The organism is Marinobacterium weihaiense (assembly GCF_019061305.1).
GTDB classification, from domain to species: Bacteria; Pseudomonadota; Gammaproteobacteria; order Pseudomonadales; family Balneatricaceae; genus Marinobacterium; species Marinobacterium weihaiense.
The window spans coordinates 1-793 of record NZ_JAHQZT010000075.1 but is presented as its reverse complement, the minus strand read 5'-3'; the positions used below and the strand labels follow the sequence as shown (position 1 = coordinate 793).

1 protein-coding gene and 1 tRNA gene are annotated in these 793 nt (G+C 59.3%); both read right to left on the bottom strand.

Translation table 11 applies throughout. The annotated features are described in order from the left end of the window. Positions 1–87, bottom strand: a tRNA-Leu gene (locus KTN04_RS16645). A gap of 64 nt (positions 88–151) precedes the next feature. Continuing rightward, positions 152–793: metal ABC transporter solute-binding protein, Zn/Mn family (locus KTN04_RS16640; RefSeq protein WP_217336341.1), on the bottom strand; the 642-nt coding region annotated here is incomplete at its 5' end.

The window sequence follows — 793 nt, the reverse complement described above, 5'->3', positions numbered from 1 at the left end:
TGGTGCAGATGGGGAGACTCGAACTCCCACGCCCGTGAAGGCACTAGCACCTGAAGCTAGCGTGTCTACCAATTCCACCACATCTGCTTCGAAAGTGGGGCGCATTATATCGACCCCCTTTCACCTTGTATAGCTTTTTTTGAAATTATTTCTACTTTTCTTTCAGGCAGGCTTCAAAGTCATCTGCCAGGCCCTGCAAGTAGGCCGTATACCCATCGGGGCCAACGTCGGCATCGCGGGCCAGCGGGTCCAGTTCACCCAGGCGCACCTCCAGACCGCGGGTGATGGCATCCACGACCGCACTGGTAAACTGGGGCTCGCTGAACACGCATACCGCCTGACTCTGCTCCAGCTGCTGGCGGATCTCGGCCAGGTGGCGAGCTCCCGGCTGGCGGCCCGGATCGACCGTGAAATAGCCCAGCTGATTCAGCCCGTAATGTTCTACAAAGCCGCTGTAGGCATCATGGAACACGAAAAAGCCACGCGTGCGATAGGGCGCCAGCTGGGCTGCAATCGCCGCATCCTGCTGCCGCACGGCCTGTTCAAATGCGGCCCGATTCGCCGTCAGCTGTGTCTGTTGCTCTGGAAAGGCCTGGTGCAGCGCCGGCAGCATCTGATCGGCCATCGCCAGTGCATTGAGCGGGTCCAGCCAAATGTGCGGATCACCGCCATCGGCATGCGAATGATGCGCCGTCTCGGCATGGTCTGCATGGTCTGCATGGTCTGCATGGTCTGCATGGTCTGCATGGTCTGCATGGTCTGCATGGTCTGCATGGTCTGCATGGTCTGCATG